Below are 23,720 nucleotides of genomic sequence, written 5' to 3'. Positions count from 1 at the left end.
TTTTTCAACATATTTTTCCATTTAAAAATGCATCCACCAAAAAATTGATGGATACATTGTAAATGACTATTATTACTCTGTTTCCTTCATTGCAAATGTGAAGCTTTCTGGTTGTGGTGTATAAACCGTTTTTTCAACCACTTTCTTCTTTTTCTTCTGCTTGATTCGTTTATAACTTACACCAACTTTTACTTGCTGTACCTCTTTTACCCCTTGAATAATAAATTGCATTGCTATAATCGACAGCATGAAGGCAAACAACGCCCATAACACGACCCAGTAGTTCCCTGTATACAGCGCCTCTCTAGCGGAACCAATAATGCCGGACCATTCATTCGTATAGGAACGATCAGGAAGGTCTGGCCCCATAAAGCCTCCCCCACCTGTAAGAATCGTTCCACCAACATAAAGTTGTACGACCCCAAGATGCACAAACACTAATAACACTTGCACAAATTGTTGTCCAAAAAGAATGGTCATTCTTGGCCCTAAGTGTGGGATAACATGTCGTCGTAAGACATGTCGAGCATTCCCTCCTAAAACTTTTGTGCTCGTAATAAACTCCTGTTTTAACACTTGTTTCATTTCGTTCCCTGTTAAAACAGCCGTCAACGGCAAAACGAGTATCGTTAAAATAAATATTTCATAGATTAATCGTTCACTTAATGAATATTGGTTCATTGGTGTTAGCATAAGTACTGGACTTAACAGTAAATAGGCAATAACACTTAATGGTAAAAAGTGAATAGGATCCACTAGTTTTTCGAGCCATCTTTGCTGGGATGGTTTCATTTTGAAAGCGAAAATCATCCCGAAAAAGAATCCAATAAACACGCGGAAAAATGCGATTAAGAACGCGACAATTAATGTATATTTCGCCCCAACTATTAGTTGGTCTAATAGATCAAAGCCAAATAGGTCAGATCCTAATAAAAAAGGTTCTCCAGGGGGGTGTGGTGGACCGCCCACCCAGGTACCAATTTCATTAACACGGAACTTTTGTTGATCCACATGACTGTCATGTGCAAAATGATAGTAAAGACTCACACCTATTACAACAGCAAAGAAAGTAAAACCGATAGCAAATTTCACATTTTTCAAATGGATATAGAGCGTAAGGACTGTTCCTTTTAAGAAACTGCCCATTGACTTAAACGGGTTAAAAGACCGTTTATATGGTTTTATTTTTTCTGTTCTGACTACTGCTTCGCCCTTGCTTGTCCATTTTAGACGGAAGCTCCTTTTCTTCCCAATAGGTATACCGTTGGATTCTTCAGCAGAAATCCAGAAATCAATTAGGTTATAGAGAAGGAAAAATGGTGTGAAAAGAAATAAGAGCGCAAAGGCTACCATCATAGAATCATAACCTAATGTTGCAAAAGTTGTGATCCCTTTTATGTTAAAGACAATTTCAATAATAAATAGGCTTGAAAACATTCCCCATAAAATTATTTTAGAATGATAGAATGCGCTTGGTAAAATGTTTTTCAACACGTGGCCAAGCAATATTCTTCTCGGTTTGATTCCCTTGCTTCTAGCAAACTCTGTATAATCCTTTAGTAGTTCTTCCTCAATCATTAATAATAGGATCTTAAACAGGGAAATAGCAGGCAAAATAGCTAATGTTAGTACTGGGGCTAAAAATATTTTTGCGTCCGATCCTAAGGCTGCAATGTTAAAAGGCAAAATTCCCGTCGATTTATAAAACCAAATCGCAACCATTTGTAAGGCAAAAGCAACTAACAAGTCAGGAACTGCTTCCAGTAAATCTAATATTCTTTTAATAAAGCCTAATACTATTTTGGGTAGTGCGTGTGCCGTAAAGGCCAAAATAAATGCTGCTAAAAAACCGATAATGATTGCCGAGACTAATATTTGCATCGAGTACACGAATGGATCCCAAAGAAACTCAAAAATGGGGTAGGCTTTTTCTTTGTACATGTATACCCACTCTTCGGGGTTTAGGAACTGCTTGGTAAAGGCAAATAGTAAGGTAAAATAGAGTTTCACATTAAACAGTTCACCCAGTTGAATGAACGCTGGGGCTACGCTAATAAATAAAACCCCGACAACACCTAGTATGTAATAGAATAGTAGTTTGATAATTCGAATCATGTTCTAACTCCTTTTACGTCTATTTGCTAAACAAAATAGAAATTATAGTAATGTAGTATTATGCCTAATTTTATCTGAATGTTCTAATTTTAAATATTTTCTGTCATTTTTTCAACATAATATTACAACAATAAAAAAGAGACAGCCAAACTTATTGTTTGAATGCCTCTTATCCGTTAGTTTGCTCTTTTTACTTGCCCAATAAAATCCCATGCTTTTTCTAATTCATCTTGTGTATAGTTTTGCTTGCTTTTCACAGTTAACACTTTTTCTTCTACGTCTTCTTTTGTCATTCCCTCAAAATACATCATGGTAGATACAAGTTCTAAAAATCTAGAGCTCTCCCCATTCATTTTTTCAATGATGCCATCAATGTTATCTAATTGAAAGTCATAGTGATTTAAAAACTTTTTTCCTTCATCCGTTAATCCATAACGATATTGATAATACCCACTCTTTTTTTCCTTTGATTCGGATAAAAACCCTAAATTCGTAAGCTCTTCTACCCGAAGCGTCAATTCTTCTGAATAAGGTCCATAGAAATGGAACTGATAGCGTTCCGAAAAAGGAAAATTACATTTTTTTAAGATGTAAATCATTTTTTGTAGTCTTTTTCTACCTACTACTTCTTTACAATGTGAAAAAAACGATATAAGTTTTGCATGCTCATTTAACACTCCGCTCAGCTCCTATCCCTCTAAAATTTCCAAGATTCTTTTCTTAATTTCACTGTCATCTGAAAGTCCTTCTATGAAGTCAGCAGCGTAGTAAAGTTTGTGGTCTGTCCGTTTTTTCCCCGAAATCGCTTCTACAATCTCAGACTGACGAGACAATTCCTTTAGGTCTCCATTTTGCATCATTAAATGAATAGGTAGACGTTCCTCATCTTCCCCTGGTCGATAAAAATCGTACGGTAAGTCAGAAGATGAATCTACTTCTAAATAATAATCTGGATCAATGCCCGCTTCTGTAAATAACTTATGAAGCTCCATCCACTGCCCAAACTGATGATTTGGGTTGAATTCGATATATTTAAATAAATGCCTGTTTACAAAACGATTACATAAATCACTTAAAATAGGGTCTTTTTCGTCTTTCCAAATTTGGAAGTAATACATCACGACGGACTCATCTAGTTTTAAATAATCTTCTAACGATGGATTCTCATCAAAAAATGAAACGAAATGATGAGGCTCGAGGGTAAACTGATAATCTCCTTTATATAGATGCATAGCTCTATGTAGTATTTTGGATAAAATTACTTCTGAGCTTCTTGTTACTGGATGAAAATACACTTGCCAATACATCTGATACCTACTCATAATGTAATCTTCAACAGCGTGCATTCCACTCGCTTTTATAACCACTTGATCATCTAAAGGCCTCATTACCCGCAATATCCGCTCCATATCAAAATGCCCATAACTAACACCTGTAAAATAAGCGTCACGTTGTAAATAATCCATTCGATCTGCATCTATTTGGCTTGAAATTAAACTAATAACGAGCTTATTGGCGTAAGTTTTTCCAATAACGTCTGCTACTTTTTGTGGAAAGTCATCCCCAACACGCTGCAGTATTCGATTGACTGCTGTATCACCTAAAATAATGTCACGCGTGTAATCTTCATGGTCTAAATTGAACACTTTTTCAAAAGAATGAGAGAATGGTCCATGTCCTAAATCATGCAACAATGCAGCACTTAAACATAATAGACGTTCCTCATCATTCCAATCTGCATGGCCACGAAAGTTTTCGACTATTCTTCTAATTATTTCATAAACACCTAACGAATGATTGAATCGACTATGCTCCGCTCCGTGAAAAGTAAAAAAGGACGTCCCAAGCTGTTTAATTCTTCTTAACCTTTGGAATTCTGGGGTTCCGATCAAATCCCAGATTACTTTATCACGAACATGAACATAACGGTGAACAGGGTCTTTGAATACTTTTTCTTCATTTAATTGTTCGTCACGATATGCCATTTCTCCCGACCTTTCCACACTTTTTTTCGTTATCTTTGTACCATTATATACTAATTGGAAATGAAAAAAACACCTTGACAGGTATAGGTGTTTTCGTCTCCCCTTGTTATCTCTGCTTTTGCATTCTCTTCAAAATTTTTCTTCTAGTTCTTCATCTGTTGGAGCAGCACAAGGACGATTATTCACAAATGCAAATGTCTTTTTAACCCCGGTCCGCAATAAGATTGACAACCAACTTCTATTTCAGCATCTGGGTCTATTTGTTTCCGTTTTTGTGTAAGTGTTTTTGCATTAGGCGTACGACATTCGTCACATATCCGAAATACGTTTCCCATTTAGCCTTCCTCCTCCAGCGTGTAACGGGTTGTTACACATAAACAAACTTAGGGGATTAAAATACCTCACTATCGTTAGTCTCACTTTACTAAAAGTATTTTATCGAGAAAGTGTTTTTCTTGCAAGTAGCTTATTTTGGTATAATAGAGTATAACTTCTAGGCATTAAAAGGAGCACAGATGATGAAGGAGAACCACTCCCTATTAACCTTTAGTAAAGTTCGTTTTATTGATCATACAAATTATTATCCACACGTTTCCGCAATGCAGTCGTTCGCGATGGACGATGCTTTATGCATATCTGTTGGAGAAGCCATTTCTCCACCTACAGCTAGAGTTTGGGTGCACGATAAAACGGTCGTATTAGGCATTCCAGATGGACGATTACCCCATTTAAAAGCAGGAACGGATTACCTAGAACAGCACGACTATGATGTGATCATTCGTAATTCTGGCGGACTAGCGGTTGTACTAGATGAAGGAATACTTAACCTTTCCCTTATTTTTCCGCACGGGAAGAAGATAGATATTCACGATGGATATGAAGCAATGGTTTCCCTCGTTCAACAATTGTTTAAAAAAGAAGATAAAAAAATAGAAGCATTTGAGGTAAAGGGTTCTTATTGTCCTGGTGATTATGATTTAAGTATAGATGGGATGAAGTTTGCAGGTATATCTCAACGGCGAGTAAAGAACGGTACGGCGGTCCAAATATATATTTGCGTAGAAGGTAGTGGATCTGAGCGAGCAGCTTTAGTAAAAGCGTTTTATGAAAGAGGCTTACAAGGGGACAGTGCGAGTTTTTCTTATCCTCAAATTACGCCTCAATCCATGGCATCGTTACAAGAGTTATTCGGTACGACTATTACTGTTAGCGAAGTAAGAAATAGAGTTTTATTTACACTACAAGAGTTAGCAGGAGAAATAATGACAGAGCCTTTCATTGAGGAAGAATTCGAATGGTTTGAAAAGCGTTTAGAACAAATGAAACAACGCAATGAACGGTTTTTATAAGGAATCAAAAAAAGGTATCGGGGTCACTCTTCACGTGACCCCGATACCTTTTTGATAGGTTACATGGACTGAGCGGCTGTGATAAGAGCTAATTTATACACATCCTCTGTACTACAACCTCTAGATAAGTCATTAACAGGTTTGTTAAGCCCTTGTAAGATTGGCCCTACCGCGTCAAATTGACCTAGCCTTTGCGCAATTTTATAACCGATATTTCCTGCCTCTAAACTTGGGAAAATAAACGTATTTGCATTGCCTTGGATTGGTGAATCGGGAGCTTTTTTAACAGCGACAGATGGGACAAACGCTGCATCAAATTGGAATTCACCATCAATAACTAAATCGTTATTTTTTTGTTTCGCCAACGGTATCGCTTGTGCAACTTTTTCCGTCTCCTCAGATTGCGCCGACCCTTTAGTCGAAAAGCTTAGCATGGCAACCCTTGGTTCAATGTCAAATAACTTTGCTGTTTCTGCGCTTTCCACAGCAATTTCTGCTAAGTCTTCACTTGTTGGGGCTATGTTAATGGCACAATCTGCAAAAACATACTTTTCTTCACCCCTTACCATGATAAAGACACCAGAAGTTTTTTTAATACCCTCTTTTGTTTTAATGATTTGAAGTGCCGGGCGAACTGTATCTGCTGTAGAATGAATCGCTCCACTGACAAGACCGTCTGCTTCCTTCATGTAAACGAGCATCGTGCCAAAGTAATTTCCGTCTTTAAGTAATTCTCTTGCATCTTCTTCCGTCGCTTTTCCTTTTCGTCGTTCCACAAAGGCATTAACCATTTCATCTATTTTTTCGTAATTTTCCGGGTCTAAAATTACACATTTGTTTACATTTACATCTAACCGAGAAGCTTTCTGTTTTATTTCATCCTCATCACCAATTAGTACAGGTGTAACTAGCTCTTCATTCGATAAGCGACTTGCAGCTTCAATAATGCGCACATCTAACGCCTCTGGAAACACAATGCGTTTTTGTTCACTATGTAAATTTTCTTTTATCTTTTCAAATAAATCAGTCATTTTAATAACCTCCTAAAAAATAATCTGTTACATATATTAAAGCACATACTGTAATAATGAAATGAATAAAACTCTTACATTTTGATGTCATTTCTTTTTACTATTCCCCATACAAAATAGCTCTAATCCAAATTTGCACGTCAAAACATTTTCGCAACAAAATTGTCGATATTATAAATAGTATGCTTTCAAATAAAGAATACATTTATGTTATAGTAAAAAACGATAATACATTTATGGATCATTAACCTTTTAAAAATAGTTAATGTCCTACGCGAAAATAATCAACATTTTGAACTTAAAATAATTTCATGTAATAAAGGAGCGATTATTATGGCTGAAGCAGTAGAAACATTAGATGGTTGGTATTGTCTTCACGATTTCCGTACAATCAATTGGAGTGCATGGAAAGCAACAACTTCAGAGGAAAGAGAAGCAGCACTATCTGAATTAAATAAGTTAAATGGTAAGTGGGAAGCTGTTGAGCAGGAGAGAAATGGAAGTTTTGGATTATACTCAATCGTTGGTCAAAAGGCAGATTTACTTCTTATGCATTTACGTCCAACAATGGAAGAGCTTAATGAAATCGAAACAGAGTTCAACAAAACGAAGCTAGCTGAATTTACAACACCTGCTTATTCTTACGTTTCTGTTGTAGAGTTATCTACATATATGGCAAAAGGAAAAGATCCTGAAACAGACCCTGACATTCAAGCTAGATTAAAACCTATTTTACCTAAGTGGGATCATATTTGCTTCTATCCAATGGACAAGCGTCGTGTTGGAAATGATAACTGGTATAGCTTATCTAAAGAAGACAGAGGAAAATTAATGTATACTCACGGTATGACTGGCAGAAAATATGCTGGAAAAGTACGTCAGATTATTACTGGTTCTATCGGTTTTGATGACTGGGAATGGGGCGTTACTTTGTATGCTCATGATGTTCTTCAGTTCAAAAAACTTGTGTATGAAATGAGGTTTGATGAAGTTAGTGCACGATACGCCGAGTTCGGATCTTTCTATATTGGCCAACGTATGACTATCGATCAAGTTCCTCAATGGCTACATGTAAACTAATAAATCCAACCCTTTTACGCAATTGTCGTAAAAGGGTTTTTTATGTTAAAGAGGTTCATCAATCATTCATTCATTTTTTTAATCATCGTTTTATTTATTTTTTCATATTAAGCGCAACCCAGCATATATATTTAAAGAGAATATTCCTCACTTTTGGAACATTCACCCAATTTTTATCATAAACTGACGTGAGGCTTTCATGAAGTGGGGTATATTGTTTAGCGGTTATCCCGTTTTTTCAGCTAGGAAAAAGCTTATGAGGACTGTAGCAAAAAGTAGTGGGAATTAGGGAGGATAGGGAAAGTTTGTGTAGATCGAATGATAGATGTAACTTTCACGAATTCCGATCTTACACGAAAAGTACTTAACGACAACGGTGTCATCCCTCACTGATTTCTATTGGGTTTTATACTTGATGAAAGCTGCCCTTATTTAGACAGTAGCATACAAGTAAGATAATCTCATTGCTTTTTTGCTCGACTCAGACAGCATGATTAAACGTATTTTAGAAAGGAGTCCGTCATTATGAGTAACAACAACGAGAATGTTTATGGGGTACCATCCTTTGAAACAGGTGAGAATCCATATTTTGCTTATCCACAAGGACCATATCAACAAGCACCTTATCCTCAGCAACAACCGGTTTATCCACAGGGGTATAATGTAGGAGCACCCTACGGAACACCTTATGGAGCACCTCCTACGGGTATGGCACCACCGGCTGTATCAGGTGGACCAATTCCAGGTTATGGAGGAATGTTTCCAGTAGCAGGGGCGCAGCCATTCCAAGAGGAATCGTATATTGAAAATATCTTACGTCTAAACAGAGGTAAAAAAGCAACAGTTTACATGACTTTCGAGAATAATACGCAGTGGAATGCCAAAGTATTTAAAGGAATTTTAGAGGCAGCAGGGCGTGATCATATCGTTATTAGTGATCCACAAACTGGTAAACGTTACTTGCTACTCATGATTTACCTTGACTATGTAACATTTGACGAAGAATTACAATATGAGTATCCATTTGCATAAACAATAAACTCCAAATGATTAAAAGGAGTATCCTTTCAAAATTGGATACTCCTTTTTTCTATAAAATAATGTTCATGTTCCTATATTTCGTGAAAGGAAGAAAAACGATGAGACATCAGTCTGAAAAGTTTTTCCGTTTTCATCATATTTCGTTTATTGCTAGTTTAGTTTTCGGTATATTAGCAATTACTCAAAGTCATGCTTTTTTATACTTACTAGCTTTTTATGCATTAGCATTTAGCTTTGCCTTTGAAGGGCTAGCCTATCACATACGTGGAGAAAAGACATATTTTCTTCAGCAAATTCTTCGCGCATTCTTCATTTTAGTACTAGCTACTTTCTTCTTCTTCTAAATTGGGTTTAAAAATATTTAACGATTCCGTATCCCAATAATATCCAACCTATTAAAAAGGCAAGCCCACCTATTGGCGTAATCATAGCAAATGTTTTAATACCGGTAGTTGAGTATATGTACAAGCTACCCGAAAACAAAATAATACCAGCTACGAAGAACCAGCTTGCACCATTAAATGATACGTTGGTTAATTTTAGCGATAACACGGCAGCAATAAATAATGCCATCGTATGAAACATTTGATATTGAACTGCTTTTTCCCACGTTTTCAGCATCTTTTCAGATAGTTTCCCCTCTAAACCGTGTGCACCAAAAGCCCCAAGTGCAACTGATAAAAAGCCATTAATAGCAGCAATAAGTAAAATTATCTTCATTGTTAATTCCCCCTATATTTCTCTAAAAATCAAAAATAGAATCACCATTTGCACCATCATGCTCAATACTAGGTTTCTCGTGATGATCATTTCGTTCATAAGAACCTTTCTTTTCAAGCATTTGTTGCTGAGACATTTTTTTCAAGACAACATCTTCATTTGTCGTTGATTCATTATCTAACATTAATTCCGTTAGCAGTTTAATTGCTCTTATGTGCTCCTTCATTTTGCTTGGATCATGCTGAACTTGCTGTGCTTTATGCATTTCTTCCATCATTTTCGTTAAAACCTTATTGTCTGAGATAGGCATTTCATTGCCTCCTTAACATCAAAATTTTCCTACCCAATTATATCAGATTCCCTCATCTCATGCTTTGTATAAACGGTTACTTTCAACGACTGAAATAAATGTCGAATTTTAGCACTATCTTTATTTAGAAAACGATTTCATATCCGATATAAGATAAGACAGGAAAAGCTACATAACAAAATACAGGGGGCAAAGCAAAATGAATGCAAAGCAACAAGAAATTCAACTACTAAACCTACGAAAGAAAAACAAAATCATGCTCATGATGGTTTTTATTTCTACCGTACTGGCTACTATTGTTGATATCATGATTCAACAGCCATTACAAATTATTCTAACCATTATAATTGGTGGGGGATCTGTCTGTATTGTTTTTGGACTCTTACATTATTTCAATAAACTTACTTCTCTTCTTCCGTACATAGGAGTTATTGGATTATCAGCGGTTATAAGTGCCATTTTATTTCTAAGTCCTTCCTTACAAAACATAGCCCTATTTTATTACATTTTAGTATGTGCGGCTCTCTATTTGGAAAGAGGGGTCTTAATTACAGGTATTATCTCAAGTGTTGGTTTACTCCTAACGTTTAATTTTACTTTTCCAGAATTAGAAATAAATTTAGTAAATGCTCTTTTAGTTCAAGCTTTGGTTATTATCGTATTAATCCTTCAGCAAGTTCTATCTGAACGCAATACGAAACAAGTGTATGAGCTACAAGATAATATTGAGAAAAACTTTTATCAAGAGCAAAAGCAGCGAGAGCATATTGAAGAACAAACAACTGTTATTCGGTCAAGTATGGTTAATATTGAAAAACAATCAAATGATAACCAAATTTCATATGAAGAAATGAACGCAGCTGTACAAGAAGTTGCTTCTGGAACCCAAAGTCAGTCTGAATCGATTACAGATATTCGTCAATCTATTGAAAGTATGAATGACTTGATGAAGCAAATGCTGCTACGAGTAGATACGATTACAGACCAAACAGAAATTTCAACGACAAATGCAGTAAAAGGTAGAGAACAGTCAGAAAAAATGAAGCAAAACATTGAATCATTTAGAAGCGCCTTATACCATATGGCAGATGACTTTAAGCGACTAAGTAAAAATGTTGATGATTCCATGGCATTTATTCATTCTATCCAGGAAATTACAGAGCAGACGAATTTATTAGCATTAAATGCGTCAATCGAAGCAGCAAGAGCCGGAGAACACGGACGTGGGTTTGCAGTAGTTGCAGATGAAATTCGAAAGCTTGCTGAGACGACAGAAAAAACGGCAAAAGAAATTTCCAGAAATTTAAATGAAGTAAATGAATATAACACTCAAACCGAAAAGCAAATGGCCGAAATCGCATCAAAAATGGAAGACAATATGACTGTAACAGAAGAAACTACAGCCATATTCTTTGAAATAGATCGTTCTATCCAAACATTGTCTTCCGAGGTGAAATCGTTCGAACAGGTAGCAGAGCAACTAGGTGAAGACACGGAATCGATTGAAAATGCAATTAACGATTTTGCAGCAGTTCTTGAACAGTCTACAGCTTCACTCGAAGAAGTAACGGCTACTGTTCAAAACCAATCCACTCAAAATCAACGTTTGAATGAAGAAATTCAAAAAACAAACGGTGCTCTACAAGCATTAGCTACAAAAAAGCAAGGTCAGTAGTTACTATTTTTCTACTATATAAAAAGTGAGAACCTCAGCATGTAAATAGGCTGAGGTTTTTCGCGATAAATGTATAGGTCCCATCCCGAAGTGCTTTTAACACAAAAGATAGAAATAAGATTTTGCCGTTTGTTTTTCAATTACTAGAAATTTTGTTAAAACAGCCTATTAAAGTACAAAAGCGTAAGCGCCTTGCTCAGCCTAAGGCAGGCATAAGACAAGACCTGCCGTGGAGGTTTTTGCCACAGAAGGGATTGACTTATGTCCCGAGGGGGTAGGTGCTGGAGCTAGACTTGGCTCCCCCGTGCAACTAACTTATCCACAAGTCCGAAATTTTAAAATTTCCTAAGCAAAAAACAAAAAAGGGTTTGTGCCAAATTTCTTGGACACAGACCCTTTTATCTTTATAACACTTTATCTAAAAACACTTTTGTTCTCTCTTCTTTTGGACTGGTGAATATCGTATTTGGTATTCCTTCTTCTACAATTTTTCCTTGGTCCATGAAAATTACTCGGTCCCCAACTTCTCTAGCAAATCCCATTTCATGGGTAACGACTACCATCGTCATACCCTCTTGAGCTAAGTCTTTAATGACAGCCAAAACTTCCCCAACCATTTCTGGATCGAGAGCAGATGTTGGTTCATCAAACAACATAATTTTAGGTTCCATCGCAAGGGCACGAGCTATCGCTACTCTTTGCTTCTGTCCACCAGAAAGGGATGCCGGATAGCTATCTGCTTTGCTTTCTAACCCAACCCTTTTAAGCAAGGCAACCGCCTTGTCCTTTGCCGCTTCATGAGACCATTTTCTAACTTTAATAGGACCAATCATGACATTTTCTAATACAGATTTATGTGGAAATAAATTAAAATGTTGAAACACCATGCCTACTTCAGTCCGAATTTGGTTTATATTTGATTTATCTACATGTACTCCTTGAATTTCAATTGTTCCCGAAGTACTTTCTTCCAATTTGTTAAAACATCTTAATAAAGTAGATTTCCCTGAACCTGATGGCCCGATGATTACAACTACTTCTTTCTCTTCAACATCTAAAGATATATCCTTTAATACTTCATCTTTACCGAAATGCTTTACTAGATTTCTTACTTTAATCACGTTGTACCCACCTCTTCTCGATCCATTGCAGTAAATAAGTTAAGCTGAAGACAATCACGAGGTAGATAATCGCAACGGCAATATAAGGCTCCCATACTCTTTGGTACTGCCCCATGGCAGCTTTCCCCCAATACATGAGTTCCTCTGCGGCGATAATTCCAGCTAATGATGATTCTTTGATTAAAGTTATAAATTCATTCCCAAGTGGCGGTATCATTCGTCTAACCGCTTGTGGAACGATAATATATCTCATCGTTTGAACCTTGGTCATCCCTAATGACCTAGCTGCCTCTGTTTGTCCCTTATCTAATGATTGTATACCAGCACGGAATATTTCTGCAACGTATGCAGAAGAGTTCAGGCTCAAAGTGACAATAGCTGATGTAACAGCTGTTCCAGGCGGATAGATTGCAGGAAGAAGAGCATAGTGCACGATAAATAATTGGATAAGGACTGGTGTCCCTCTTAAACTATTTATATATAGTGAAAAAGGGATACGAATCCATTTATTAGGTGCCATTCTTCCAAAAGAAATAAACAAACCTATTACAGCACCAATTATTATACCAGCAATGGAAATACCTAATGTTAGCAAGGCCCCTTTAAGAAAGAACGGCCAATATTCTATGATGATATTCATGTTGAAATCCATACTACTTCCCCCTTACAATCCAGCACTACCTAAAATTAATTATTCAAATACACTCATGTCTGGCTGTTGACCAAACCATTCTTCATAAATCTCTGCATACGTACCGTTTTCCATTACAGTAGCTAACGCTTCATTAATTTCATCAACTAACTCGCTATCTTTTGGATACATAAAGCCATAAAATTCTGATTCAAATGCACTGTTGTCATATATTCCCTTAACTGCAACATCTGGGTTGTTTTTCACATATTCCTGTGCTACAACGTTATCTACAATAACTGCGTCTACATCCCCTTGGTTCATAGACATCATTGCTAGAGTGATAGAATCAAACTTTTTCACTTGGCTAGAATTTTTTCCGTAAATAGATTCTGCTGCATCTGCACCAGTTGTTGAAATTTGAACACCTACTGTTTTACCTTCCAAATCACCTACACTACCAACCTCTGAATCTTCTGGAACTAAAATCATTAAAGTAGATTGAAAATACGGATCAGAAAAATCATATGTTAGTTTGCGATCATCCGTAATAGAAATCGCTGCAACTGCTAAGTCTACTTTATCGTTTTCTACGTTTTGAAGCATTGTTTCCCAGCCTACGTTTTCAAAAGTTGCTTTGTATCCTGCTTCTTTTAAGACTGCTGTAGCTAAATCAACATCAAAACCAGTTACTTCTCCACCTTCCATAAATTCAAATGGAGCAAACTGAGCCTCTGTTGAAATGACAAGCTCTTTTGCATCTCCGCTTCCAGATGTATCTTCACTTCCACAAGCAACTAAACCTATAAGTGCTAAACCAATTAATAATGCGGCAACCTTTTTCATTTTTAAAATCCCCCCGAATTAAGTAAGTATAATTATTCATTGCATTTTATTATTATACATCCATTTGTATAAAAGTAAAGTATTTATGAATAAAAAAGTTGTTTTTTGTATATTTATGCTATTTAACCGTTTTCAATAGATTGAAAATTTAGTTAACTTTAGCATTTGTTCCTCCCCCTCTGCATAATTTTATAGCAAGACCTCTTCTCACATTGTTTCCTAGACTTCTAGGCCATGATAAAATGAAGATAGAAGTTAAATTCATCGTTGTCCAGTCTTGTTAAAATAAACCAAAGTGGTGAGCTATCAGTCTAGCCAGTTGCATGTATCCTATCACCTCACATAGGAGCTACGTGCAACTGGCTTTACTATTTTATTTTCAAGGAGATGATTTTATGAATTTTGATTTTTCGGAAGAACAGATCCTTTTGCGCCAAACTGTTCGAAGCTTTGTTGACCAGGAAATTAATCCTTACATAAAGGACTGGGATGTAAAGGGCGCTTTTGATGAAAGTATTTATGTTAAACTTGCAGACCTTGGCTTAATGGGTGTTTGCATCCCTGAAGAATATGGAGGAAGCGGAATGGATTACAACGCTTTGGCTATCGTTTGTGAAGAGTTGGAGCGGGGTGATACTGCTTTTCGCACAGCTGTTTCTGTACATACAGGACTAAACAGTATGACTCTTTTGCAATGGGGAAATGAAGAACAAAAGAAAAAATACTTAGTCCCTCAAGCAAAAGGAGACAAAATTGGTGCTTTCGGATTAACAGAACCAAATGCAGGATCAGATGTAGCCAGTCTTCAAACCACCGCTGTCAGAGAAGGCAATTATTATGTACTAAATGGACAAAAAACATGGATTTCTTTATGTGATACTGCTGATAATTTTATTGTTTTTGCTTACACAGATAAAAGTAAAAAACACCATGGTATATCAGCGTTCATTGTAGAACGTGAGATGCCTGGTTTTTCCTCAAAGGCAACTAAAGGTAAACTCGGTATTCGAGCAGGGAATACGGGTGAGTTATTTTTTGATCATGTCAAAGTACCGGTGGAAAACTTACTCGGCGAAGAAGGTGAAGGCTTTAAAATTGCTATGTCTGCTCTAGATAACGGTAGATTTACCGTAGCAGCAGGTGCTTGTGGTCTTACTATGGCTTGTTTGGAGGCTAGCGTGAACTATTGTCACGAACGCAAAACTTTTGGAAAAGAAATTGGACGTCATCAATTAGTACAACAAATGATTGCGAACATGGAAGCAGGACTTCAAATAAGTCGTTTACTCGTATACCGGGCGGGAGAGTTAAAAAATCAAGGAAAGAGAAATACGAGAGAGACTTCTTTGGCAAAATGGCAAGCGTGTGATATTGCCAATAAGGCAGCGGATGATGCCGTACAAATTCACGGTGCTTATGGGTATTCAAACGAATATCCGGTAGAACGATTTCTAAGAAATTCAAAGGCACCTGTTATATATGAAGGAACGAGAGAAATTCATACCATTATGCAGGCAGAATATGCGCTTGGTTACAGAGAAGATAAAACTTTAAATAAAATGCTCCCTGCTTGGCAGGAAGAAAAAGCCGTCCATTAAGACGGCTTTTTTATATTAAAGATCGAGGAAGAAAGGTAATACAAAGAACAAGATAGCTGCAATGGTTGCAGCTACAAGTGCAGGTTTCAACTTGAATTTAGCATAATCCATTGGGTTTAAATCTAAAATTCCTGCCGTTGTATTCGTGTCATCACTTAATGGAGAAGCAAAGGCACCAAACGTACCACTAGCAAAAACGGCACCAATGACAAATGCTAGGTCAACGCCAGCAACTGTTGCCAATGATACACCTACAGGCATTAAAATACCCCACGTCCCCCAAGCAGAACCAATAAAATATGATAACAAGCAACCTACGATAAACAATAACCCTGCTACAAAGGATGGTGGTATCCAAGCTAACGAGGAGGAGACTACATCAGCAAACTTCAACTCCTCTGAACCTACACTTAATGCCCATACAAGTGTTAGAAGAACGATAACACTCATCATGTCGTTTCCACCATCAATGAGGTATCGAATCATATTGGATAATTTATGCTCTCTTAATAAGGAAATAACGAGCCAAATCATGGTTAGAAGTAATCCTAAAACCATTGCATCCAATACGTTTGCTTCAAGGAAAACCTCTAATCCTCTCGTTCCACTTTCTAACCCTAATACGTACATAAAAAAGAACGTTAAACCGATGATACTAACTAAAGGAAGTAGTAAGTTTAGCGGTTTAGCAGGCAAGTCCTTTGCTACTGCCGGGTGACAATCTACCCACTCCTCTTCTCCGTGATCTTCTGTATCCTCTTCCACATTAACTGGATCCTTTGCGCGATGAAAAAATGCATAATATATCCCAGTTGCTAGCATCGCAAAGGCAAAAAAGTTAAATGGAATACTATTTAAAAATAAACTATAAGCATCATTATTCGTTCCAGCTTGATGGATAGATAATTCTATAACAGAGGTCATATAACCAACAAAAGCGGTTGCCACAGGAATAATTACAATTAAAGGTGTAGCTGTTGTCTCAATAATAAAGCCTAATTCCTCTTTAGACATCTTTACTTTTTTTCTCATCGCCTTCATAACTGGTGCAATCGTGACTATTCGAAAACTAGGTGCTGCAAAAGTACCAAGAGCAGACAACCACGTAAGGAAGATAGCGCTCCTTTTACTATTTACTCTAGAGGAAGCCGTCTTAACAAATCCTTTAATACCGCCTGACATTTTCATAAGACCAACTAATGCAGCAAAAATATATAAAAAGATAATGATTTTCAAGTTATTTGGATCTGATAAACTTTCTACAACAAATCGAAGGGTAGCAGTCAAACCATTTAGCCAGTGCATTTCGGCTAAATATCCCGCTGATAAGACACCTAAAAATAAGCTCGGAATTACTTGTTTCGTCCAAACTGCTACGATAATTACAACAATAAAAGGAACTATTGCAAGCCAATCCATATTCATTATCCTTTCTTTGTAGTCTCCTGTTATGTTGTGAAAATTTTCGTTAACTATACAAGATTTCCTTTTTGACTTTACAAAAATTAGAAAAACTAATTGTCGTCAAGTTCTTATGGCGAAAGCCTTAGTTTTTTTATACTTTGATCCTTTAACAAAGTTAAACTTTTTTAAACACAAAAAAACACCTTGTCCGCTGACAAGGTGCCCCCCTTATAGAAAAATAAACCGTTAAACGGACTTTTCTATAAGATTTTCCTTATGTTTATTATGTACCCAGGTGAGAAACTCCCATTCTCGCTTATTAAGTTCTCGATTCAACTTCGTCTCAAACTCAATTACGAGTCTTTCCAAATCAATAGTGGTATTCATGCTTTTCCCCCTTACAAAAATACCAATCCCCTACCATTATACATCTTTGTTAGTAATTTGTGGATATCTTTAACAATTTTTTTGTAAATTTTTATAATAATATGACAATGGGTTTTTGTCGGTTTTTATTAGAATTAGGTTCATCCTAACTGTATAAGTCGATAAATAAATTTTAATTTCTCTCTGAATTGGGTATTTATTTATGTAAATAAAAATTCATGAGTACGATAATGCTCTTTTGTTTATTCTAAGAAAAGCATTCTAGTAAAGGAGTGGATATTTGTGAAGGATAAGATTTTTTCTTTAGATAACCAATTAAAATTCATTATACCTTCCTTAATAGGCATAATCTTTTTTATTGTACCAATACCTTATAACGGTGAAATTACTATTCCTATTGCTATTCTTTCCAGTTGGTTACAAGGAATATTAGCTAACCAATTAACGGCAATAATGACAATTATTATTACAGGAACAGCCATTTTAACACTTGTTGCGAAATTTCTTCATCATTCACCTATCGATGTTTTTCGAAAGCCTTCATTTGTGAATAACCTGTTAAACGTGTCTTGGTTTTGGGTAATTGTAAGGGTATTTGGGGCTGTTTTTGCTCTTTTAACATTTTTTCAAATTGGACCTGAAGCTATTTATTCTGAATACACGGGCGGGTTATTGTTAGGCAGTCTACTTCATGTACTGTTTGCTGTTTTTTTATTTGCCGGTATGTTGCTGCCTTTACTATTAAATTTTGGTTTATTGGAGCTTTTTGGGACATTATTACAAAAGGTTATGCGCCCGTTATTTACTTTACCTGGACGTTCCTCCATTGATAATCTAGCCTCCTGGTTAGGTGACGGTACAATTGGAGTCCTTTTAACGAGTAAGCAATATGAACAAGGCTACTATACGAAAAGGGAAGCAGCTGTAATCGGTACAACTTTTTCCGTTGTTTCTATCACTTTTAGTTTGGTCATCATTAATGAGGTTGGTCTTGGTCATATGTTTGTACCTTTTTATTTAACCGTATTAGCAGCTGGGATTATTGCTGCACTGATCATGCCAAGAATTCCACCATTATCAAGAATTAAAGATACGTATCTTGATGAAAAACAGGACAAAATTACAGAAGAAATCCCTGCTGAACATAACACTTTTAGCTGGGGCTATCGATTGGCCGTTAAACGAGCTTCCAAGAGTGATGGTATCGGCACTTTTTTTAGAGAAGGTTCTCAAAATGTATTGGATATGTGGATGGGTGTAGCTCCTGTTGTGATGGCATTTGGAACCGTGGCATTAGTTCTTGCTGAATATACACCTATCTTCCAATGGCTTGGGGTTCCGTTTATACCGCTATTAGAATTGATGCAGTTACCAGAGGCACAGCAAGCTTCCGAAACAATTCTGATCGGCTTTGCTGATATGTTTTTACCCGCAATCCTCATTTCAACTGCTGAAAGTGAACTCACACGTTTTGTTATTGCGTGTTTATCTGTCTCCCAGCTAATTTACATGTCTGAGGTTGGTGGGTTGATTTTAGGATCTAAAATTCCAGTCAATTTAGGTCACTTATTTATGATTTTCTTACTCCGAACCATTATTACACTTCCAATCATTGTGCTTATTGCACATTTTATCTTCTAAAAGGATTGAAACATAATTGTAATATACCCCTTAGCCTTAGAACGGCAAGGGGTTATTTTTGTTGCCATTACTTCCCACCTGTTTTCTGCTTAATTTCTGTTACTATTTATTTACGATAAGCAACACGAAAAACAACAACAGGAGGGAATTATCATGAAATTTCGTAAATCTATGATTATAGCTGCTGGCCTAACTGCTTCCCTTGCATTTGGTACAGTGGCAAGTGCCGATACGGTAACAGTAAAATCGGGTGACACTTTATGGGGCCTATCGAAACAATACAACGTTTCAGTAGATAAAATCAAATCTGCAAATGGACTAAGTACTAATAATATTTATGTTGGACAATCTATTAACATACCAACTGCAACTGTAACTAACCGTACACATACAGTTGGATCGGGTGATACATTGTGGTCCATTAGCCGCCAATACAACACAACTGTACAAACTATTAAAAATTTAAATAACCTTTCTTCTAATGCTATTTATGTCGGTCAAAAGATAAGCATTTCTGGACAAGCTTCTTCAGGGTCTACAGGCGGGTCAACTACTACCGCAACTAGCTATACAGTAAAATCTGGAGATTCACTATGGTCGATTAGCCGTCAACACAATGTTACGGTTAACCAAATTAAACAGTGGAATGGTCTTTCTAGTAACGTTATTCGTATAGGGCAAACATTAAAATTACAAGCTAGCCAATCAAGTACACCTGAACCAGCTAAAACTAGCTTAGTAGACGACATTATTGCTGATGCGAAACAGCATATTGGAACTCCTTATGTTTGGGGCGGAAGTACTCCTGCTGGTTTTGATTGTAGTGGATTCCTAAACTATGTATTCGCTCAAAATGGTATTTCAATTCCTAGAACTGTAGCATCTATCTATGATGCAGGTTCATCTATTACATCACCACGTGTTGGTGACCTAGTATTCTTTGAAACGTATAAACCTGGCGCTTCACATGCTGGACTTTATTTAGGAAATAATCAATTTATTCATGCAAGTAGCTCAAATGGAATTACCATTAGTTCAATGGATAACTCTTACTGGAAACAACGCTATTTAGGAGCGAAGAAATACTTTTAATCCTTTAAATTTGCCATAATTTGATCTATTTGCGAATAATTTCATTGAGTCTGCAATTCCTTTACTTGAACCTTTAATTCGGTCACCTGAACCTTCAATTAATTCATGTGAACCTTTAATTCTTTCATGTGAACTTTTAATTCTTTCATTTGAATCAGCAATTCGCTCCATTGAATCTTTAAATCAACAAAAAAAGCTGCCAACCGGCAGCTTTTTTCTTTATCCTAAATCTATAGCCCAATTTCCTTTACGGAAAATTGGTTCTATTTTTCCATCCTTTGTTTCTGCATCAATATCTAATTCAGCTGATCCAATCATGAAATCCTCATGGTTCAAGCTAGTGTTTGCTCCTCGCTCATTAAGCTCTTCCTTAGATAATTTTGCTCCATCCTTAATATTTGTAGGATAAGCTTCACCTAAAGCTAAGTGGCAAGAGGCATTTTCATCAAATAACGTGTTAAAGAACACAACATTAGCTTGAGAAACTGGAGAAGTATGTGGTACTAAGGCTACTTCACCTAGTGATTTAGAGCCTTCATCTGTATCTAATAATTGCTTTAACGTTTCATAGCCCGCTTCAGCAGTATAGTCTACTACTTTTCCATCTTTAAACGTTAAACTGAAATTCTCAATTAAGTTACCATGGTAATTTAATGGCTTCGTGCTTCTTACCGTACCGTTAATCCGATCTTTATGAGGCATTGTGAAAACTTCCTCTGTTGGCATATTCGGATTAAACGTTGCACCTGTTTCTGCTTTCGCAGAACCCCCGTGCCAAATGTGATTTTCAGGCAGTTCTATTGTTAAATCTGTGCCTGGTGCACTGTAGATTAATTTTTTATATTGTTTTGCGTTTAACACTTCACGAGCTTTACGTAACGTTTCATTGTGCTTAGCCCATTCTGCAATTGGATCCTCTTTATCTACACGGACGATTTTAAAGATTTGTTCCCATAACTGCTCAGTACCTTCTTCTACACTAAGATCAGGATATACCTTCTTCACCCAGCCTTGTGTCGGGATAGCAACGATTGACCATTGTACACGGTCATTCATCATGAAGCTACGATATTTTTCTAAGGCTTGGCCTGCTGCTTTACTTGCTGCAGCTGGTTTTTGTGGGTCAATCCCTTTTAGTAATTCTGGATTTGGACCATATACGGATAAGACTGCTCCACCTTTTTCCACATGTTCATTCATTTTTTGTACACGCCACTCCGGGAAATGTTCTAAAACCTTCATTGGTTCATTTTCAAATTTCAACCTAGAAATGACATCGTCACTCCAATCAATTTGCACGTTTTCGGCACCAGCATTGTATGCTTCTTCTACTACATATCGTACAAATTCAACACCTTCAATTGGAGCATTAATTAATAGTGCTTGGCCTTTTTGAATATTTACCCCTGTATGTATGGCAAGCTTTGCATACTTTCTTAACGTTTGTTCTGTTGCTTTCATAGGAATCCCCCTTCACCTTTTTCTCTATTATTTCATATTGAGCTACTAATACCAAGTATTAATAGTCTATATTATATGACAAAATGCAAATAAAATACGACTGTTACCACTTGTAACAGTCGTATTTCTGTTTTTTTATAATGCATTTGATAGGTCTTTTTCAATTGCCTCTTTATCATTAAATTTTTTCATATCTAATTTTCCTAGTATACGAGAAGTCAACGTACCAGAAGTCATTGCTCCATTTACGTTTAGCGCTGTACGGCCCATGTCAATTAGTGGTTCCACTGTAATGAGTAGACCTGCTAAGGCAACTGGTAAGTTCATTGCAGATAGAACAATCAATGCTGCAAAAGTTGCTCCTCCTCCTACACCAGCAACACCGAAGGAACTAATTCCTGTAATGATTACTAATGGAATTAAGAAGCTTAGATCCAATGGGTTAATACCTTGTGATGGCGCAATCATTACTGCAAGCATGGCTGGATAAATACCGGCACATCCATTTTGACCAATAGTTGCCCCAAAAGATGCAGACATGTTTGCGATACCATCTGGTACACCTAGGTTGTTCTTTTGTGCTTGAACATTCAACGGAATCGTTCCAGCACTTGAGCGAGAAGTAAAAGCAAATCCTAATACTGGCAATACCTTCTTCACATATGTTAAAGGATTTAGGCCAAACACACCGACAAATACTAGGTGAATAATAAACATAGCGAAAAGGGCTACATAGGATGCTAACACAAACTTACCGAGTTCTAGAACTCCTCCAATATCGGTGTTCGCTACGGTGTTCGCCATTAACCCCAATATACCAAATGGTGTTAAGCGAAGAACTAATGTAACTATTCGCATAACAACAGCATAAATGGAATTAATTATTTTCGTAAACATCTCAGCCTGTTCTGGTGCTTTCCTCCGCACACCTAAAACAGCAATTCCGATAAATGCGGAGAATATTACAACAGCAATAGTTGATGTTGCACGTGCACCTGTCATATCTTCAAATGGATTTGACGGGATAAACTCTAATATTTTTTGTGGCGTAGACATGTTTTCCAAGCCATCAAGTCTTTCTTCTAAGTAAATCCCACGATCTTGTTCCGCTTGACCTGCTTCAATTTCACCTGCGTTTAGGTTGAAAATTAACGAAGCCGCTACACCGACTAATGCTGCTAACATAGCAGTACCGACTAAAATCCCAATAATCCAAGCAGACATTTTTCCTAACTCAGACGATTTTTCTAAGTTAATGATTGATTGGATAATCGAGACCATAATTAATGGAATAACAATCATCATTAATAATTTTACATAACCTCTACCTAAAATGTTGTACCATTCAGTCGTTTGACCAACCACTTCAGAGCCTGTTCCGTAAGCAAGTTGTAGAAAGGTCCCAAGTAAAACTCCAAGTCCTAAACCAGTAAAAACACGTTTACTAAATGAGACGTGCTTTTTTTGCATATAAATTAATAAACCAATTAACCCTGCTATAATTACTATATTCAGCAAAACATAAACTGCTGTAGTCATTGAAACTCCTCCCCTTTTTAGGAAATGTTATTAATGAGCAAAAGGCTCCATTCATTGTATGAAACACATCTCTTTTATATAATTAAAACCCGATATGTTTACTATGCTTTACATACTATACAATCACATGAAAATATCGTCAACTCATTTGTCTCCCTTTAAAAATGAAATACGAAAAAGGCCTACTTCGCAAAAGTAGGCCTTTCAACATTACACAGTTATTCCTTTTCAATAGACAGCGATGCTTTTAATTCTATTTCAACGTTTCCTTGAATGGCTCTTGAAATCATACAGCTTTTCTCCGCCTTTTCTGTTAACAACTTTAATTCCCTCATCTGTTTTTCTGTTGCAGATGAGCCCAGCACAACAGTAGGCATATGAATTATTTTTTTATATGTAATAACGCCTTTCGCAAACTCTACAATCCCCTCTGATTCATGACTCATTTTTAAAAGTGGGAGGCCGGCTCTTTCTATCATTGCAGCAAGCGTAATGATATAACAAGTCGCTGCAGCTCCTAACAGCATTTCATCGGGGTTCGTTCCTTCCCCAGGACCATTCATTTCAGGTGGTATAGAAATTTTAGTTTTTAAGTTACCGGCATCTATAAAACCAACACTGTTTCTTCCACCAGGCCAATCTGCTTTTAAATAAAAAGTATGTTCCACCATCGTTATTACACCTCGTTTACTCT

Annotated in this window: 21 protein-coding genes and 2 pseudogenes; 8 read left to right on the top strand and 15 right to left on the bottom strand. The window is 36.7% G+C overall.

The genetic code is table 11. From position 1 onward, the window contains the following. Positions 1 to 72: 72 nt before the first annotated feature. From HNQ94_RS11560 to HNQ94_RS11545, 4 genes and pseudogenes are all read right to left on the bottom strand, one after another. Positions 73 to 2,115: an ABC transporter permease subunit gene (locus tag HNQ94_RS11560; protein ID WP_174496561.1), complete on the bottom strand. Its 2,043-nt coding sequence runs from the start codon at positions 2,113 to 2,115 to the stop codon at positions 73 to 75. Positions 2,116 to 2,291: 176 nt separating this feature from the next. Beyond that, the gene (locus HNQ94_RS11555) at positions 2,292 to 2,792 is read right to left on the bottom strand and encodes a YwgA family protein (RefSeq protein ID WP_174496562.1); all 501 of its coding nucleotides are present in this window, start codon (positions 2,790 to 2,792) and stop codon (positions 2,292 to 2,294) included. Positions 2,793 to 2,804: 12 nt separating this feature from the next. Next, positions 2,805 to 4,100 (bottom strand): HD domain-containing protein, encoded by a 1,296-nt coding sequence (locus HNQ94_RS11550; RefSeq protein ID WP_174496563.1) that lies wholly within the window; start codon positions 4,098 to 4,100, stop codon positions 2,805 to 2,807. Between the two features lie 106 nt (positions 4,101 to 4,206). Beyond that, a pseudogene (locus HNQ94_RS11545) lies at positions 4,207 to 4,435 on the bottom strand (YuzB family protein). Between the two features lie 183 nt (positions 4,436 to 4,618). Between HNQ94_RS11545 and HNQ94_RS11540 the strand changes: the two are divergent. Next, positions 4,619 to 5,449 (top strand): lipoate--protein ligase family protein, encoded by an 831-nt coding sequence (locus HNQ94_RS11540; protein ID WP_174496564.1) that lies wholly within the window; start codon positions 4,619 to 4,621, stop codon positions 5,447 to 5,449. A gap of 59 nt (positions 5,450 to 5,508) precedes the next feature. Here the strand turns inward: HNQ94_RS11540 and pta are convergent, their stop codons facing one another. After that, entirely contained in the window at positions 5,509 to 6,480 is a 972-nt protein-coding gene (gene pta / locus HNQ94_RS11535; RefSeq protein WP_174496565.1) for a phosphate acetyltransferase, read from the bottom strand. Between the two features lie 333 nt (positions 6,481 to 6,813). Here pta and hemQ point away from each other — a divergent pair, with 333 nt between their 5' ends. The 3 genes from hemQ to HNQ94_RS11520 all read left to right on the top strand — a co-directional run bounded on the left by hemQ (position 6,814) and on the right by HNQ94_RS11520 (position 8,945). Continuing rightward, on the top strand, positions 6,814 to 7,560 hold the full coding sequence (hemQ, locus tag HNQ94_RS11530) for a hydrogen peroxide-dependent heme synthase (RefSeq protein WP_174496566.1): 747 nt from the start codon (positions 6,814 to 6,816) through the stop codon (positions 7,558 to 7,560). A gap of 525 nt (positions 7,561 to 8,085) precedes the next feature. Beyond that, the gene (gene gerQ / locus HNQ94_RS19650) at positions 8,086 to 8,592 is read left to right on the top strand and encodes a spore coat protein GerQ (RefSeq protein ID WP_246200009.1); all 507 of its coding nucleotides are present in this window, start codon (positions 8,086 to 8,088) and stop codon (positions 8,590 to 8,592) included. 107 nt (positions 8,593 to 8,699) lie between these two features. Further along, the gene (locus HNQ94_RS11520) at positions 8,700 to 8,945 is read left to right on the top strand and encodes a hypothetical protein (RefSeq protein ID WP_174496567.1); all 246 of its coding nucleotides are present in this window, start codon (positions 8,700 to 8,702) and stop codon (positions 8,943 to 8,945) included. A 7-nt stretch (positions 8,946 to 8,952) separates the two neighbouring features. Here the strand turns inward: HNQ94_RS11520 and HNQ94_RS11515 are convergent, their stop codons facing one another. Continuing rightward, positions 8,953 to 9,321: a DUF423 domain-containing protein gene (locus HNQ94_RS11515; RefSeq protein ID WP_174496568.1), complete on the bottom strand. Its 369-nt coding sequence runs from the start codon at positions 9,319 to 9,321 to the stop codon at positions 8,953 to 8,955. A 22-nt stretch (positions 9,322 to 9,343) separates the two neighbouring features. After that, positions 9,344 to 9,631, bottom strand: coding sequence for a YwdI family protein (locus HNQ94_RS11510; RefSeq protein WP_174496569.1), 288 nt, complete (start codon positions 9,629 to 9,631; stop codon positions 9,344 to 9,346). 199 nt (positions 9,632 to 9,830) lie between these two features. Here HNQ94_RS11510 and HNQ94_RS11505 point away from each other — a divergent pair, with 199 nt between their 5' ends. Further along, a complete protein-coding gene (locus HNQ94_RS11505; protein ID WP_174496570.1) occupies positions 9,831 to 11,306 on the top strand; it encodes a methyl-accepting chemotaxis protein in 1,476 nt (491 codons plus the stop codon). A gap of 404 nt (positions 11,307 to 11,710) precedes the next feature. On the opposite strand, the gene HNQ94_RS11500 is transcribed toward HNQ94_RS11505, so the two are convergent. From HNQ94_RS11500 to HNQ94_RS11490, 3 genes are read right to left on the bottom strand one after another with little or no spacing between them, the layout of a single operon-like run. Next, the gene (locus tag HNQ94_RS11500; protein WP_174496571.1) at positions 11,711 to 12,427 is read right to left on the bottom strand and encodes an amino acid ABC transporter ATP-binding protein; all 717 of its coding nucleotides are present in this window, start codon (positions 12,425 to 12,427) and stop codon (positions 11,711 to 11,713) included. Continuing rightward, positions 12,420 to 13,079, bottom strand: a complete 660-nt coding sequence (locus tag HNQ94_RS11495; protein ID WP_174496572.1) for an amino acid ABC transporter permease — start codon at positions 13,077 to 13,079, stop codon at positions 12,420 to 12,422. The genes HNQ94_RS11500 and HNQ94_RS11495 overlap by 8 nt, the downstream gene beginning before the upstream one ends. A 39-nt stretch (positions 13,080 to 13,118) precedes the next feature. Continuing rightward, a complete protein-coding gene (locus HNQ94_RS11490) occupies positions 13,119 to 13,904 on the bottom strand; it encodes a basic amino acid ABC transporter substrate-binding protein (RefSeq protein WP_174496573.1) in 786 nt (261 codons plus the stop codon). Positions 13,905 to 14,299: 395 nt separating this feature from the next. On the opposite strand from HNQ94_RS11490, the gene HNQ94_RS11485 reads away from it, so the two are divergent. Further along, entirely contained in the window at positions 14,300 to 15,502 is a 1,203-nt protein-coding gene (locus tag HNQ94_RS11485; protein ID WP_174496574.1) for an acyl-CoA dehydrogenase family protein, read from the top strand. A 15-nt stretch (positions 15,503 to 15,517) separates the two neighbouring features. On the opposite strand, the gene HNQ94_RS11480 is transcribed toward HNQ94_RS11485, so the two are convergent. Together HNQ94_RS11480 and HNQ94_RS11475 are read right to left on the bottom strand one after the other, a co-directional pair. After that, positions 15,518 to 16,921, bottom strand: a complete 1,404-nt coding sequence (locus tag HNQ94_RS11480) for a Na+/H+ antiporter NhaC family protein (protein WP_311771628.1) — start codon at positions 16,919 to 16,921, stop codon at positions 15,518 to 15,520. 231 nt (positions 16,922 to 17,152) lie between these two features. Continuing rightward, positions 17,153 to 17,293, bottom strand: coding sequence for a hypothetical protein (locus HNQ94_RS11475; RefSeq protein ID WP_174496576.1), 141 nt, complete (start codon positions 17,291 to 17,293; stop codon positions 17,153 to 17,155). A 282-nt stretch (positions 17,294 to 17,575) separates the two neighbouring features. Between HNQ94_RS11475 and HNQ94_RS11470 the strand changes: the two genes are divergently transcribed. Further along, a complete protein-coding gene (locus HNQ94_RS11470) occupies positions 17,576 to 18,934 on the top strand; it encodes a YjiH family protein (RefSeq protein WP_174496577.1) in 1,359 nt (452 codons plus the stop codon). A gap of 759 nt (positions 18,935 to 19,693) precedes the next feature. Continuing rightward, positions 19,694 to 20,026, top strand: a pseudogene (locus HNQ94_RS19865) (C40 family peptidase); the annotation flags it as partial. A 219-nt stretch (positions 20,027 to 20,245) separates the two neighbouring features. On the opposite strand, the gene HNQ94_RS11460 reads toward HNQ94_RS19865, so the two are convergent. The 3 genes from HNQ94_RS11460 to HNQ94_RS11450 form a co-directional block, all read right to left on the bottom strand. After that, the gene (locus tag HNQ94_RS11460; protein WP_174496578.1) at positions 20,246 to 21,487 is read right to left on the bottom strand and encodes an aminopeptidase; all 1,242 of its coding nucleotides are present in this window, start codon (positions 21,485 to 21,487) and stop codon (positions 20,246 to 20,248) included. A 135-nt stretch (positions 21,488 to 21,622) separates the two neighbouring features. Then, on the bottom strand, positions 21,623 to 23,026 hold the full coding sequence (locus tag HNQ94_RS11455) for an L-cystine transporter (RefSeq protein WP_174496579.1): 1,404 nt from the start codon (positions 23,024 to 23,026) through the stop codon (positions 21,623 to 21,625). A 218-nt stretch (positions 23,027 to 23,244) separates the two neighbouring features. Continuing rightward, positions 23,245 to 23,697 (bottom strand): OsmC family protein, encoded by a 453-nt coding sequence (locus HNQ94_RS11450; protein ID WP_174496580.1) that lies wholly within the window; start codon positions 23,695 to 23,697, stop codon positions 23,245 to 23,247. Positions 23,698 to 23,720: the final 23 nt, after the last annotated feature.

The organism is Salirhabdus euzebyi (assembly GCF_014207435.1).
Classification (GTDB): domain Bacteria; phylum Bacillota; class Bacilli; order Bacillales; family Alkalibacillaceae; genus Salirhabdus; species Salirhabdus euzebyi.
The sequence above is the reverse complement of the archived record's forward strand: the minus strand, read 5'-3'. Positions and strand labels throughout refer to the sequence as shown.